The sequence below is a fragment of the Jatrophihabitans sp. sgz311053 genome (assembly GCF_056135305.1).
Genome location: NZ_JBWAXP010000002.1, coordinates 82,736 through 95,171, shown reverse-complemented (window position 1 = coordinate 95,171; position 12,436 = coordinate 82,736). Strand labels below are relative to the sequence as shown.

The following is a 12,436-nucleotide window of genomic DNA, read 5'->3' as shown; positions in this document are numbered from 1 at the left end:
TTCTGCACCCGAATACGGGTGCAGAACACGGGACGCACAAGGCGGTGTGGGGACGGGGGCCGCGGGGACTGGGTGGACGGCCGTGGCACCGAGTCGACGGCCGTAGCACCGAGTCGACGGCCGTAGCACCGAGTCGACGGCCGTAGCACCGAGTCGACGGCCGTGGCACCGAGTCGACGGCCGTGGCACTGCAGGCATGGTGGCGGACGGACGCCCCCGCGGGAGCAGCGGACGGCGGCGACGGCGGCCGGCGACGGCGACGGCGACGGCGACGGCGACGGCGACGGCGCCGATATCACTCAGCGGGTGATGACCTGGAGCTCGCCGCGCGCCGTGCCGGTGACCCACACCCGCTTCGACCCCGGCGCCACCGCCACGGTGTTGGGTTGCTGCACCGCCGGGTAGCGCGCCACGACGCGCGGGTCGTCGCGTGCGGTGTCGAGGGCGACGACCTGGTTCCGGGCGGTGAGCGTCACCCACACCGTGCCGGTGGTCCGGTCGACCGCCATGCCGTACGGGGTGCCGGGCAGCGCGAGCGAGCCGATCTGCTTCAGCGGCGAGGTGGTGAAGACGAGGATGCGGTCGCCGCGGGTGTCGGCGACGATGATCCGTCCGTCGGGCAGGGGTTCGCCGTGGGTCGGCCCCTTTCCGGCACTCACCCGACCTGTCCGCTTCAGGGTGGTCAGGTCGTAGGTGGAGAGGGTGAAGGCGCCGACGTCGACGACCGCGATCGAGTTCGGGGCGCCGGGGACGGTGACGACGCCACCGGGCTGCTTCAGATCGGCGATCGTGCCGATCACCTTGCCGCGCCGGATCACCGAGATCGACTTGCCGAACTCGTTGCCCACCACGATGTCGCCGTTGCCGGCCTGCGCAGCGTCGTGGGGCTGGCGCCGGACGTTCGTGACGGTCACCGCGCCGCCGCCGACCGGCACGCGGACGAGCTGGTTGGCCGACTCGACCGGCACCAGGACGGCGCCGCTGCTGCCGGCCACCTGCAGGTGGCGGACGTCGCCCGGCAAGGGGACGCTGCGCCGGACGGCAGAGGTGACCGGGTCCAGGATGAGCAGCCGGTCCGGCTTGCGGACCGCGACGGCGACGGCCTTGTCGGTGGCGTCGTAGACGATCCCCTCCGGTGTGTTCCCGAGGGCTCGGACCGCACCGGCTGGCGCGGTGCTCGGAGCCGCGGCGGTGGCCGGTTCCGCCGCACCGGGGCCCTTGCCGCCGGAGTCGCCGCCGCAGCCGGAGACCGCCGCCGCCGTCACGAGAAGCCCTGCCAGTACGACGATCCGATGCCGTGGTCGCTGCATGTCCGAAGTCTGCCCCGTGCTCCGCGCACGCTACGGCGAGACCGGGATCACGATCATGTGTCGAATTGATGAAACCGGTCCGGGTCACGGCGACGAATTACCCCACGAGACCCCGACCAGGAGGAAAGATCATGCACGCAACCAAGAAGGTCCTTGCCGGTGCAGCCGTTCTCGGCCTGGCCGCCACCATGGCCGCCTGTGGCAGTGACAGCAGCAGCAGCAGCCCCAAGCCCGTGGGCGAGTTCAAGACCCTGACCGGCCAGTCGACGACGGTCGTCCCGGACAGCGGCTTCGTCCAGGCGCTGACGCAGCTCAAGGTGACGCCCGGCGTCGTCGGCACCGCGAAGGTGACCAGCGAAGGCTTCGCCTTCCCGATCACCGGCGGCAACGCCAAGATCTACAAGAAGGGCGAGGTCACCCCCTACGTCCAGGGCACCATCGAGCACGAGGGCAGCGGCCTGTCGCTGACCGCCGGCGGCACCAAGGTCGAGCTGACCAACTTCGTCATCGACCCGGGCAACAACTCGAAGCTGACCGGCGATGTCTCGGCCAACGGCAAGTCCGTGGTCAAGGACGCGAAGCTCTTCGACCTCGACGGCAGCACGCTGCAGACCCCGACCCTCTCGGGCGGCGTGGCCACCCTCAAGGGCACCACGATCTACCTGTCTGACGCGGCGGCCAAGCTGCTGAACCAGACCTTCAAGATCGACGTGCTCAAGGGCGGCGTCGGCGGCACCAAGGTGGGCACCGCGATCGTGCGCGCCACCGGCAAGTAAGCACCACGCCTCACACTCGGACGGCCGTGGGAGTTCGCTCCCGCGGCCGTCCGCGGCTTTTAACCGCAGAAGTGCGCGAAAGCTACGGCGGCTGCGGTCGCGACATTGAGCGAGTCGACGCCGTTCGCCATCGGGATACGTGCCCGGACGTCCGCGGCCGCGAGGGTGGCATCGGGCAGTCCGGGACCCTCGGCACCCAGCAGCACCGCCCAGCGTGGCGGCGGTGCCACGTCCTGCAGCCGCAGCTCACCCCGTGGCGTGAGCGCGATCGCGGTGAGCCCGCGCAGCGCCGTCAGCGCCTCCGGCCATGCGCCGGGGAGGACGGCGAAGGGCACCGAGAGCGCGTGTCCCATCGAGACGCGCACGCTGCGCCGGTACAGCGGGTCGGCGCAGGTCTCGTCCAGCACGACCGCCTCCACCCCGAAACCCGCGGCGTTGCGGAAGAGCGCGCCGAGGTTCTCGAAGTCGTTCAGTCCCTGCAGCACCGCCACCCGAGACGCCGAGGCCAGCAGCGCCGCCGGATCACGGGGCGGCAGCCGGTCGGCGGAGGCGAGGACACCCCGGGTCACCCGGAAGCCGACGACCTCCGACAGCAGCCACTTGTCCACGGCGTAGGCCGGGACGTCCACGTCCGCCAGGGGCCCGGCCAGGGCGTCGAGTCGGGCCGGAACTCCGACGACTGCGCGCACCGGGAACGGTGAGCGGCCCAGCCGCTCGACGACGTTGACGCCCTCGGCGATGACGATTCCGCGCCGATCGGGGCGGACGTCGGCGTCCATGAGGTCGCGGAAGTCGTCCAGGCGGGGGTCACCGGCATCGGTGACGGTCTCGACGTGCACGTCGGACGATTCTGCCGTGGCGTCAGTTCGCGCGAAGCCGGGCGACCGCCAGACCGGCGACCTCGCCGGCGTGGATGCCGCGGTGCCGGGCCAGCGCAGCGGCCAGGACGACGACGCTGGCGAGGCAGACAAGGCCACCCCCGACCAGGCCCCAGCGCGGCCCGGCGACTCCGGCGAGCCAGCCGACGAGCGGCGCTCCGAAGGGCGTGCCGCCCAGGAAACAGATCAGGTACAGCGCCATCACCCTGCCGCGCATGGTGGGCGCGACGCCGAGCTGGACGTGGGAGTTCGCCGCCGTGGTGATCGACAGCATCGCCAGCCCGGTCGGCACCAGCATGGCGGCGGTCCACCAGAAGGTCGGCATCACGCCGGCGAGGATCTCGGCCAGACTGAAGGCGCCGGCGGCAGTCAGCAGGAAGACGGGGCTGGGGCGCCGGGAACGGCGGGTGGCGAGCACCGCACCGGCGAAGGCGCCGACGGCCAGCGAGGTGGAGAGCAGCCCGTAGCCGCTGGCGCCGTGATGGAAGACCTGCTTGGCCATCAGGGCACAGGTGATGGCGAAGTTCAGTCCGAAGGTGCCGATGACGAAGATCAGCACCATGGTGAGGACCAGGTCGCGCCGACCGCGGACGTAGGCGAGCCCCTCGCGGAGCTGACCGCGAGCGCGCTGCAGCGGCGGCGCCGGGTGCAGCTCGCCGGCGCGCATGAGGGCGAGGCCGGTGAGGACAGCCAGGCTCGACGCGGCGTTCACGACGAAGGCCCAGCCGGTGCCGACGGCCGCGATCATCACGCCCGCCACCGCCGGCCCCACGATGCGACCGGCGTTGAAGATGGTGGAGTTGATGGCCACCGCGTTCGTGAGATCCCGCTTGCCGACCATCTCCACGACGAAGGACTGCCGTACCGGGGTGTCGACCGCCGTGACGACGCCGAGCGCTGCGGCCAGGACGAGCACATGCCAGTAGGTGACGACGCCGGTCACGTCCAGCACGCCGAGTGTCAGCGCCACCAGGGCGATGAGGGTCTGCGTCACCAGCAGCAGGCGCCGCTTGTCCATCCGGTCGGCGAGCATGCCGCCCCAGAGGCCGAGCAGCAGCTGTGGTCCGAACTGCAGGGCGGTGACGACACCGAGGGCGGTGCCGGAGTTGGTCAGCTCGAGGACGAGCCAGTCCTGGGCCACCCGCTGCATCCAGGTGCCGGTCAGCGAGATCAGCTGGCCACTGGCGTAGAGGCGGTAGTTGCGCACCCGCAGCGAGCGGAACATGCCACCTGCGTCGTCGGGCCGCTCGGACGGCGCCTGCCGCGACGCGACGGCCGTCACTGCTGAGCCAGCTTTTCCAGGATCGGGACGACCTGCTCCAACATGACGCGCTCCTCGGGCTCCAGCTCGGCGAGGTGGCGTGCGAGCCAGAGGTCGCGAGACCTGCGCTCGGACTCCAGCAGCTCGTCACCGGCGGCGGTGATGGTGATGACGACCTGCCGCCCGTCGGTCGGATGCGGGTCCCGACTGACGAGGCCGTGCTCTTCGAGGCTGGCGATCACCTTCGTCATCGACGGCGGCTGCACCTTCTCGCTGGCCGCGAGCTCACCGGCGCTGAGCGGCCCGCGGGCCGACAGCGTGTACAGCGCGGACAACTGGGTGAGGGTGATGGAGGTGTCGACCCGCTGCTGCCGGACCTGGCGGGTGAGGCGCAGCAGTGCCGGGCGCAGCAGGGCGGCCAGCTCGGCCATGTCAGGGTCGCCGGTGACGGTGCTCGTCGTCACCGGTCCCGAAGTCGCCACATCGTTAGGTTACCTAACGACCAGCGGCAGGACCATGCATCAGGACCTCTTTCACAGCATCCACCAGTGCCTCGGCCGCGGGCAGGGTGCGACCGTCGACGCTTCGGACGGCGACCGCGCCGCTGAGACTGGAGGTCCAGAACGCCGGGTGACTCCGCAGCTCGTCGGTCGTGAAGCTGCGCAGCTCGACGGGGCGCCCCTCGTCGCGGGCCAGATCCAGCACGGCGCGACGGGTGACGCCGGGCAGCAGGTCGTCGCGGAGCGGGGGCGTGACGAGACCGCCGTCGGACCGGACGAGGAAGAGGTTGCCGCGGCTCGTCTCGAGCACGGTGCCGTCGGCGGCGACGAAGAGCGGGGCCTGTGGCCTCGCGGCGGCCTCGGCAGCGGTGAAGGGACCACGGTCTGCCCACTTGTGTCGCCAGAGCCCCTCCGGCCGGACCACGCAGACGAGGTCGGAGCTCTCGGGTGGCGAGGCCGCCGGCCGTGCCGTCACCTCTGCTGCCCCGTCACGCCACATGATGCGGACGGCGGCGCGGCCGTGCGGCAGGCTGGCCGCGGTGGACCGGACCCGCGCGGCGAGGTCGGGGTCGATGCCGGCTCCGTGGAGCTCGCGGGCCGAGCGGTCGAGGCGGGCCAGATGGTCGGCCAGCCGCAGCGGCACGCCGTCGACGGCGAGAACGGTCTCCAGCAGGCCGCGGTCCGCCCCCGCGGGCGGGGTCACGCGCGGTCGTCGCCGGTGTCCGGCGTCCCGCAGCAGCGGGGCCGCCTTGTCACCGCACTCGTGCCACTCGAGCATGGGCACGCTGTCAGCGGTGACGCCGCCGCCGACGCCGAGACCGATTCGATCGCCCGCGAGCTCGAGGGTCCGGATGGTCACCGCGAACTCGGCGCGACCGTCCCCGAGGACAGCCCCGATCGCGCCGGTGTAGTGCCCGCGCGGCGCGTCCTCGATTTCCGCGATGGCCGACAGCGCCGCCACCTTGGGGGCGCCGGTCACCGAGCCGGGCGGGAAGGTGGCCCGGAGCAGGTCAGGGACGGTGACCCCGGCGGCCAGCCTGCCCCGCACCGTCGAGACGAGATGCCAGACACCGGGATGGGGTTCGACACCGAGCAGCGAGGTCACCCGGACGCTCCCGGTCTCGCAGACCCGGCCGAGGTCGTTGCGCAGTAGGTCGACGATCATGACGTTCTCGGCGGCGTCCTTCACCGACTCCCGCAGCCGGCGGGCGTTGCCGCCGCTCGGGTCGTCACCCCGGTCGTCGTCCAGCTCGTCACCCTGGCCGCCACGGGGCAGCGTGCCCTTGATCGGCGCGGTGACGACCTCGCGACCGACGACGGCGAGGAAGAGCTCCGGGCTCAGCGAGACGAGCGCACCGTCCGGCCGCGGCAGCAGGGCAGAGCGGGCCGGCCGCAACCGATCGGCGAGGTCGGCGAAGAGCGCCGCCGGGGATCCGGTGAAGGTGGCCGTGAAGCGGGTGCAGATGTTGACCTGGTACAGCTCACCGGCACGGATCCGGTCGACGGCGCGCTCGACGGCGGCGAGGTGCCGGTCCCGGTCGGGGACCTCGAGGTCGGCCATCCGCCACGCCGGACGGTGCGACGACGGCATCGCCAGCAGCGCACGCCACCGGTCCAGCACGGCAGCGAGGGCATCGGCCCGCGCCGGCGTGGTCAACGCCTCGAAGCTCCACTGCCCGTCCCGATGCCGCAGCACGTGGTCGTGCCGGGCGAAGCGGGCGCTGCCGTCGGCGGCCAGCACTCCGAACCAGCCGCCGCCGACGAAGTCGTCGGGTAACCCGTCGGGCAGCGGGCCGAAACTGTCCAGGTCGGCCGGGTCGGTGGTCGTCGCGACCGGCTCCGCCGTCACCATCATCCCGCCGCCGAACCAGTCGCCCCAGAGGACGGTCAGGCCGGGCAGGGCCGCCGCGCGGCGCAGTAGCTCGGCGGGATCGGGACCGGCGCCGAGCGGAACCCGCTGCGCCCACGCGTCGGTAGGCTCGCCGGCATGGCAGCGCAGCGGCGACTCGTGGTCCCTCCCCCGGTGCAGCTGAACGCGCGCCGCATCGTCGCCGTCGGCACGGTCTGCTTCTTCGTCGCCTTCGTGGCGCTGCTGCCGTTCTGGGGCTGGCTGGGACGCCACGATCACCGCATCTGGCTCTGGACGTCGCTCGCCGGTTGGCTGCTCGGCCTCGGCGGCTACGCGATCATGACTCGGCATCGGGCGATGGGGCGCACCGTCTAGCGGTTCACTCCGACGGCGACTCGGCGGAGCCGGCGGGCGCCCCGGTCGCAGACTCGGTCGGCGGTTCCTCGGGAGTGTCGGCGGGCGAGTCGTCGCCGGGCACCGGGTCGGCGGGGTCCACGGCCGGCTCGGCACCGGCCGGGGTGACCTCCACCGGGTCGTCGGCAGGGTCGTCGGCAGGGTCGTCGGCAGGGGCGTCGGCAGGGGCGTCGGCGGCAGGCTCGGCGGGGGCAGGCTCGGCGGTCGCGGCATCCCGTGCGGTTGTCTCGACGACCGGCTCGACCGCCTCGACGACCGGCTCCGCGACCGTAGCGACCGTCTCGACGTCCGGCTCGGCGACGACCTCCCCGCCGGACGGCTGCGCCTCCCGGGCCGCGGCGATCTCCGCGGCGGGGGCGATCTCCGCGGCGGGGGCGGCGGGCGGCTCGATCTCCCGCGGGCCGCGGGGCTCGTGGCTGATCTCCTCGCCGTCGTCGAAGACGAGCTCGCCGGTCTCGGCCAGCGACGTCGCCGGCGGACGGACGCTGGAATGGGCGCCGCAGCCGAACTCCACGCTGACGACCCGGCCGTCGCTGTCGACGACCTCGTTGCCACAGACGCCGAAACCGGCAGCGAGCGATCCCGCCAGCGGCAGGAAGAAGCCGCAGGTGCCGCAGGCGGCCGGGGCGTGCCGGGCCATGGCGGCGTCGGGGCCGCGGTCGCCGCCGTACCAGCGCTCGGCGGCGAGCTCACGGCCGTCGCGGGAGAGCACCGTCTCCCGTCCCAGCCCGAGCTCGAAGGCCACCGCCTCGACCTGCGGATCGTCCGAGAGCGTGTACGCCGGGACGAGCCGGATGTCGTCCTCGGTCGTCGGCAGCAGGTCGCCGGGACTCAGGTCACCCGGCTGCACCCGCTCGCTCCACGGCACCCAGGTGGGCGCCAGCAGCGCGTCCTCGCCCGGCAGCAGGACGACCTCGTCGACGGTCGCCGTGTCGCTGTCGGGCGTGCGGGCGAGCGTGACGGCCCAGTGCCAGCCGACGTAGCCGGGCAGCGTGGCGGCGAAGGCGTGCGTGACGACCCGTTCGGCCTCGCCCCGGACACCGAGGTGTTCGCCGACGGCGTCCTCACCGACTTCGACCGCCGCCTCGCGCGCCAGCTCGACGGCGGCGGCCAGCGTCTCGTCCGGCGCTCCCGGCAGCGCGAAGACGCGAACCGGCTCGATCTCCTCGACCACGGCGGCGACGGCGGGCTCGACCTCGTCGTCGGGCGTGACGGGAGGCGCGGGCAGCTCGGTGTCGTTCACGCCGGACATTCTCCCCCACCGACCCCGCCACGCCGCCATCGCGCCCCCGCTCCGGCACCCGCGGTGCGGCAGAATGGGCCCGTGGCGAAGCGAAAGGGTGGCCGGTTCACGCGCACCGGACACACGTCCCACCCGCCACGCGACATCGGCGCCAAGCCCCCGGCGGCCGGCCACGACGGCACCCGCGAGTACGGCGTCACCCGCGAACAGGACGTCACCCGCGACTATGTCCCCCCGCAGGAGCACGAGTACGTCCGTCGGGAGGAGCAGGTCGAGGCTCGCACCGAACGCATCCCCGACCCCGCGCAGCTCGAGTTCCGCAAGGACGACTTCGACCGGCTGCCGGAACGGCGGCCCGGTTACGGCGCTCCCACCTATCACCGTCCGGCAGCGGCCGCGCCGGCCGGCGACGCCCCGGCGGACTCTCCCCGGCCCGAGGTCGCCGGGGCCCCGACGCGACTCGACACCGCCGCACGGACCGGAGCCCGGACCGACGCGGCGAACGCCCCCACCGTCGGGGTCGCGGCGAAGAACTTCGGCAAGGCCACCCTCTCGGGAACCGGCCGCGCGGCGCGCACCATCACCCGGAAGGTCATCACCGCCAGCAAGTCCGACGGCGCCGAGGAGTCCGGCCTCACCGCGCTGATCTGGAACCAGGTGCTCAGTTACGGCACCGACGCGATGGTCACGGTCGCGCTGGCCGGCACCGTCTTCTTCGGCGCCTCGGCCGACGCCCAGCGCGGCAACGTCCTGCTCTACCTGCTGGTCACTATGGCGCCCTTCGCCGTCGTCGCCCCGGTGATCGGGCCGGCCCTGGACCGGCTGCAGCACGGCCGCCGCTGGACCATGGCCGGCACCGCTCTCGGACGCATGGTCCTGGCCCTCATCATGGCCGCGCACCCCACCGAGCTCCTCTGGCTCTACCCCTGCGCGCTGGGGTCGCTGGTGCTCTCCAAGGCGTACGCCGTGATCCGCGCGGCCGCGACACCGCGGCTGGTGCCGCGCGGGATGACCCTCACCGAGGCCAACGCCAAGCTCACCGTCTTCGGCCTCGGCTCCACCGTGGTCCTCGGCGGTCTCGTCGGCGCGATCATCAAGGTGACGGGGTCCTACACGATCGGGCTGGTCGTCACCGCCATCGCCTTCGGCGTCTGCGCCTGGTTCGCCTTCAAGCTGCCCAAGCAGGTCGACTCGGCCACCCGCGCCCCCCGGCATCCCGAGGAGCCGGCCCGCCCCACCCGACAGGAGCGCGTCCCGCCGCTGCGGCGGCTGCACGGCTGGGCGCGCCGGGGTTTCGACCCGCACCTGGTGGTGGCGTTGCAGGGCGAGTCCGCGCTGCGGCTGCTGTCGGGCATGCTCACGATCTACCTGGCCTTCTACGTCGAGTCGACCAGCCACGGCTTCGCCGGCGTCGTCCAGCTGGCAGGGGTGGTGGGGGCCGCCGGTGCCGGCAACTTCGTCGGCACCGCCATCGGCACCCGGGTCAAGCTGAACCGGCCCGAGACCGTGATCATGATCTGCACGGTCGCCGCGGCCGGGGTCTGCGTCCTGGGCGCGCTGCTGTTCAGCGTCGTCGTCGCCTGTGTCGCGATGTTCCTCTCGGCGGTGGCGAACGCGCTCTCCAAGATCGCGTTGGACGCGCTCATCCAGAAGGACGTCGCGGAGACGCTGCGCTCCAGCGCGTTCGCGCGCTCCGAGACGTTCCTGCAGCTCGCCTGGGTGCTGGGGGCGGCCCTCGGTGTGGCACTGCCGAGCAACGACCACGGCGACGGGGCGATGGCCCTGATCGTGGCCGCGGTGATCATCGGGGCCGTTGCGGTGCTCGTCGTGCTGCGCAGCCGGGCGACCTCCCGCCCGTCCGGACGGATCCCGCCCCTCGGTACCGTCGAACCTCGGAAGGTCCTCTGACGCCGTCGGCGTCATGTCGGCGGGAGATGTCACGGACGTCCTGGTGATCACGGCCGTGGGTGCCGAACGCGATGCCATCACCGAGGCACTCCCCGCCACGGCGCCGGTCCGGGTCGTCGCCGGTGGCGTGGGCCCGGCGGCGGCCGCCGCCACCACCGCCCGGGAGCTGACCGCGGGCAGGGCCGACCTGGTCATCAGCGCCGGGATCGGTGGCGGCTTCGCCCCGCTGCGGTACGGCGAGATCGCGGTGGCGACGGCCTGCGTCTTCGCCGACCTCGGCGCCGACACCGGTCGCGGCTTCACCCCGTTGTCCGCGCTCGGCTTCGGCAGCGAGACCTTCCCCGTCGAGGCGAAGCTCGCCGTCGAGCTGGCCGACCGCACCGGCGGGCACCTCGGCAGCGTGCTGACCGTCGCGACCGTCACCGGCACCACCGAGCGGGCCCGCGGCTTCCTGGCCCGGTTCCCCGACGCCGTCGCCGAGGGGATGGAGGGCGCCGGGGTCGCGACCGCGGCGGCGCAGGCCGGCGTCCCGCACGCCGAGCTCCGTGCCGTCAGCAACGCGGTCGGACCCCGCGACCGCGCCACCTGGCGCATCCCGGAGGCGCTCGCCGCCCTGGGCCGCGCCGTCGCCGATGCCACCAAGGAGCCCCTGACATGAGCCCGCTGCGACTGGCGTTCTCGCCGTGTCCGAACGACACCTTCGTCTTCCACGCCTGGACGCACGGTCTCGTCGGCGAGGCCGCCGTCCCGGACGTCACCTTCGCCGACATCGACGTCACCAACGGTGCCGCCGAGCGGGGCGAGTTCGACGTGGTGAAGGTGTCCTACGCCGCCCTGCCGTGGCTGCTCGAGGACTATGCGCTGCTCCCGACCGGCGGCGCGCTGGGGCGCGGCTGCGGTCCGCTGGTGCTGGTCCGCGAGCCGTCCGAGAGCCTCGACGGGCGGACGGTGGCGGTGCCGAGCGAGCGCTCGACGGCGTACCTGCTCTTCCGGCTCTGGGCGCAGGGTCAGCGGCCGGCGCGCATCGACGTGGTCCCGTTCGCCGAGATCATGCCGGCGGTCCGGGACGGCCGCTACGACGCCGGCCTGGTGATCCACGAGGCGCGCTTCACCTACCCGTCCTTCGGGCTGACGGCGCTGGCCGACCTCGGCGCGTGGTGGGAGTCCGACACCGGGTTGCCGATCCCGCTGGGGGCCATCCTGGCGCGCCGCTCGTTGGATGCCGACGCGCTGACGCGCACCATCCGTGCCTCCGTCGAGCACGCCTGGGCGCACCCGGAGGCGTCGGCCGAGTTCGTCGCCGCCCACGCCGCCGAGATGTCCCCGGACGTGCAGCGGCAACACATCGGCCTCTACGTCAACGACTTCACCCGCGACCTCGGCGAGGAGGGCTACGCGGCCGTCGAGGCGTTGTTGGGCCGCGCCCACTCACTCGGGCTCACCCCGGCGAATCCCGCCGTCCGCTGATATTCCTCCGCACGCCCGGACGGGCGGCGCTCAGGCCTCCAGGTTGTCGGCGAAGACCCGCAGCAGGCCGGCGATCTTGCGAGCCTCGGCGCGGTCGGGGTAGCGGCCGCGCTGCAGCGTGTTGGAGGTGTGGTCCAGCAGCTTGATCAGATCCTCGACGAGCGGGGCCATCTCCTCGGCCGGCTTGCGCGCGTTGCGCGTCACCGACGGCACCGGGTCGAGCAGGCGCACCTGCATGGCTTGCATGCCCTTGCGGCCGGAGACGATGCCGTACTCGACCCGGGTGCCGGCCTTGAGCTCCTGCAGGCCGTCGGGCAGTGCGTCGCGGTGGACGAAGACGTCGTCGCCCTCGTCATTGGACAGGAAGCCGAAACCCTTCTCCGCGTTGAAGAATTTCACTTTGCCGGAAGGCACCGCAGGCTCCTCGTTGGTGATGGTGGATCGATCAAGAGTCGAGGCACCGCCGTCGGGCGGTGCCTCGGAGATCAAGGCTACCGGGCCCGCGCCACCTCGTGCGCCTGCTCGGCCCGCGACCGATCGGCCACAGCCCCGGCCGCAGCGATACAGTGGGCAGTCCGCAATCGCCGCCGTGAGAGGGCCTGTGATGGCTGAGTCGACTCCCCGCCTTCCCGAGCAGTTCCGCTCGTCCGACGACCACATCGTGGACGACTTCCACGTGAGCGAGCTGGTCTCCGACTCCGCCGGGGCGCACTCGCCGTACGGCGATCTCGAGTTCCCGATGCCGGTCGAGTCCCTCTTCTACGTGCACCCGGGGCCGGCTGACCGGCCGAACCTCGCCGGCGAGCGCTGAGCCGCAGTCGGAATTCGGG

13 protein-coding genes are annotated in these 12,436 nt (G+C 73.0%); 6 read left to right on the top strand and 7 right to left on the bottom strand.

What is annotated here, in order from left to right; genetic code table 11:
- Positions 1 to 299 precede the first annotated feature (299 nt).
- Positions 300 to 1,310 (bottom strand): YncE family protein, encoded by a 1,011-nt coding sequence (locus tag AC0NZQ_RS09290; RefSeq protein WP_474529524.1) that lies wholly within the window; start codon positions 1,308 to 1,310, stop codon positions 300 to 302.
- A 131-nt stretch (positions 1,311 to 1,441) separates the two neighbouring features.
- On the opposite strand from AC0NZQ_RS09290, the gene AC0NZQ_RS09285 reads away from it, so the two are divergent.
- Positions 1,442 to 2,086 (top strand): hypothetical protein, encoded by a 645-nt coding sequence (locus tag AC0NZQ_RS09285; RefSeq protein ID WP_474529523.1) that lies wholly within the window; start codon positions 1,442 to 1,444, stop codon positions 2,084 to 2,086.
- 59 nt (positions 2,087 to 2,145) lie between these two features.
- Here the strand turns inward: AC0NZQ_RS09285 and AC0NZQ_RS09280 are convergent, their stop codons facing one another.
- The 4 genes from AC0NZQ_RS09280 to AC0NZQ_RS09265 form a co-directional block, all read right to left on the bottom strand.
- The gene (locus AC0NZQ_RS09280) at positions 2,146 to 2,865 is read right to left on the bottom strand and encodes a TrmH family RNA methyltransferase (RefSeq protein ID WP_474531360.1); all 720 of its coding nucleotides are present in this window, start codon (positions 2,863 to 2,865) and stop codon (positions 2,146 to 2,148) included.
- Between the two features lie 82 nt (positions 2,866 to 2,947).
- Positions 2,948 to 4,246, bottom strand: a complete 1,299-nt coding sequence (locus AC0NZQ_RS09275) for an MFS transporter (RefSeq protein ID WP_474529522.1) — start codon at positions 4,244 to 4,246, stop codon at positions 2,948 to 2,950.
- Positions 4,243 to 4,707: a MarR family winged helix-turn-helix transcriptional regulator gene (locus tag AC0NZQ_RS09270; RefSeq protein ID WP_474529521.1), complete on the bottom strand. Its 465-nt coding sequence runs from the start codon at positions 4,705 to 4,707 to the stop codon at positions 4,243 to 4,245. Before AC0NZQ_RS09270 ends, AC0NZQ_RS09275 begins: the two co-directional genes overlap by 4 nt.
- Before the next feature lie 13 nt (positions 4,708 to 4,720).
- Positions 4,721 to 6,577 (bottom strand): chorismate-binding protein, encoded by a 1,857-nt coding sequence (locus AC0NZQ_RS09265; protein WP_474529520.1) that lies wholly within the window; start codon positions 6,575 to 6,577, stop codon positions 4,721 to 4,723.
- A gap of 135 nt (positions 6,578 to 6,712) precedes the next feature.
- Between AC0NZQ_RS09265 and AC0NZQ_RS09260 the strand changes: the two genes are divergently transcribed.
- Entirely contained in the window at positions 6,713 to 6,949 is a 237-nt protein-coding gene (locus AC0NZQ_RS09260; protein WP_474529518.1) for a DUF2530 domain-containing protein, read from the top strand.
- 4 nt (positions 6,950 to 6,953) lie between these two features.
- Here the strand turns inward: AC0NZQ_RS09260 and AC0NZQ_RS09255 are convergent, their stop codons facing one another.
- Entirely contained in the window at positions 6,954 to 8,231 is a 1,278-nt protein-coding gene (locus tag AC0NZQ_RS09255) for a DUF3027 domain-containing protein (protein WP_474529517.1), read from the bottom strand.
- An 81-nt stretch (positions 8,232 to 8,312) separates the two neighbouring features.
- Between AC0NZQ_RS09255 and AC0NZQ_RS09250 the strand changes: the two genes are divergently transcribed.
- The 3 genes from AC0NZQ_RS09250 to AC0NZQ_RS09240 are packed head-to-tail and all read left to right on the top strand — an operon-like array spanning position 8,313 to position 11,606.
- A complete protein-coding gene (locus AC0NZQ_RS09250; RefSeq protein WP_474529516.1) occupies positions 8,313 to 10,139 on the top strand; it encodes an MFS transporter in 1,827 nt (608 codons plus the stop codon).
- A 13-nt stretch (positions 10,140 to 10,152) separates the two neighbouring features.
- On the top strand, positions 10,153 to 10,797 hold the full coding sequence (locus AC0NZQ_RS09245; RefSeq protein ID WP_474529515.1) for a futalosine hydrolase: 645 nt from the start codon (positions 10,153 to 10,155) through the stop codon (positions 10,795 to 10,797).
- Positions 10,794 to 11,606, top strand: coding sequence for a 1,4-dihydroxy-6-naphthoate synthase (locus tag AC0NZQ_RS09240; RefSeq protein WP_474529514.1), 813 nt, complete (start codon positions 10,794 to 10,796; stop codon positions 11,604 to 11,606). The genes AC0NZQ_RS09245 and AC0NZQ_RS09240 overlap by 4 nt, the downstream gene beginning before the upstream one ends.
- Before the next feature lie 30 nt (positions 11,607 to 11,636).
- On the opposite strand, the gene AC0NZQ_RS09235 is transcribed toward AC0NZQ_RS09240, so the two are convergent.
- Positions 11,637 to 12,020, bottom strand: coding sequence for a cold-shock protein (locus AC0NZQ_RS09235; RefSeq protein WP_474529513.1), 384 nt, complete (start codon positions 12,018 to 12,020; stop codon positions 11,637 to 11,639).
- Positions 12,021 to 12,210: 190 nt separating this feature from the next.
- Between AC0NZQ_RS09235 and AC0NZQ_RS09230 the strand changes: the two genes are divergently transcribed.
- Positions 12,211 to 12,417, top strand: coding sequence for a hypothetical protein (locus tag AC0NZQ_RS09230; protein ID WP_474529512.1), 207 nt, complete (start codon positions 12,211 to 12,213; stop codon positions 12,415 to 12,417).
- Positions 12,418 to 12,436 lie beyond the last annotated feature (19 nt).